The sequence below is a fragment of the Colwellia meonggei genome (assembly GCF_057537295.1).
The window spans coordinates 1-1,264 of sequence record NZ_BAAJLZ010000022.1 but is presented as its reverse complement, the minus strand read 5'-3'; the positions used below and the strand labels follow the sequence as shown (position 1 = coordinate 1,264).

At 43.0% G+C, this 1,264-nt stretch carries 1 protein-coding gene; it reads left to right on the top strand.

The window, feature by feature from the left end; all coding sequences use genetic code 11:
- The gene (gene tuf, locus AC27E9_RS19145; RefSeq protein ID WP_487132905.1) at positions 1-1,185 is read left to right on the top strand and encodes an elongation factor Tu; all 1,185 of its coding nucleotides are present in this window, start codon (positions 1-3) and stop codon (positions 1,183-1,185) included.
- The last annotated feature ends 79 nt before the right edge of the window (positions 1,186-1,264 follow it).

Below are 1,264 nucleotides of genomic sequence, written 5' to 3'. Positions count from 1 at the left end.
ATGGCTAAAGAAAAATTTGAACGTTCGAAACCACACGTAAACGTTGGTACAATCGGACACGTTGATCACGGTAAAACAACGTTAACAGCTGCTATCTCAGCGGTATTAACAAAAGTACACGGTGGTGAAGTAAAAGATTTCGCACAAATCGATAATGCTCCTGAAGAGCGTGAGCGTGGTATTACAATCAATACTTCTCACATCGAGTACGATACAGAAACACGTCACTATGCACACGTAGATTGTCCTGGTCACGCCGATTACATCAAAAACATGATCACTGGTGCTGCACAAATGGATGGCGCTATCTTAGTAGTTGCTGCTACAGATGGTCCAATGCCACAAACACGTGAGCACATCTTGTTATCACGTCAGGTTGGTGTACCTTTCATCATCGTATTCATGAACAAATGTGACATGGTAGATGACGAAGAATTACTAGAATTAGTAGAAATGGAAGTTCGTGAACTTCTTAGCGAATACGAATTCCCAGGCGATGACTTACCAGTAATCCAAGGTTCTGCATTAGGCGCACTTCAAGGTGAAGCTAAATGGGAAGAGAAAGTTGTTGAGCTAGCTGACGCACTTGATACTTACATTCCAGAGCCAGAGCGTGCAATCGACGGTGCATTCATCATGCCTATCGAAGATGTATTCTCAATCTCAGGTCGTGGTACAGTTGTAACAGGTCGTGTTGAGCGCGGTATCATCACTGTAGGTGATGAAGTAGAAGTTGTTGGTATCCGTGATACACAAAAATCAACTTGTACTGGTGTAGAAATGTTCCGTAAGCTTCTTGACGAAGGTCGTGCTGGTGAGAACTGTGGTATCCTTTTACGTGGTCTTAAGCGTGAAGACGTAGAACGTGGTCAAGTTTTATGTCAACCTGGTTCAATTTCTCCTCACACTAAGTTTGAGTCAGAAGTATACGTACTATCTAAAGATGAAGGTGGCCGTCATACTCCATTCTTCAAAGGTTACCGTCCACAGTTTTACTTCCGTACAACTGACATCACAGGTGCTGTAGAGCTTCCTGAAGGTGTAGAAATGGTAATGCCTGGCGACAACTTGAAGTTTGTTGTTGAACTAATCAACCCAGTAGCGATGGACGAAGGTTTACGCTTCGCTATCCGTGAAGGTGGTCGTACAGTAGGTGCTGGTGTTGTATCTAAAATCATGGACTAATTCTCTTTGAGAATAGTTGATTTTAGTTCTCACGAGAGCTGAATAGAAAAGGTCGCGAAAGCGGCCTTTTTTGTTTTTG

Bases quoted from the DNA above. Each gene is read 5' to 3' on its own strand.
- tuf (WP_487132905.1), top strand. From the start codon at position 1: ATGGCTAAAGAAAAATTTGAACGTTCGAAACCACACGTAAACGTTGGT.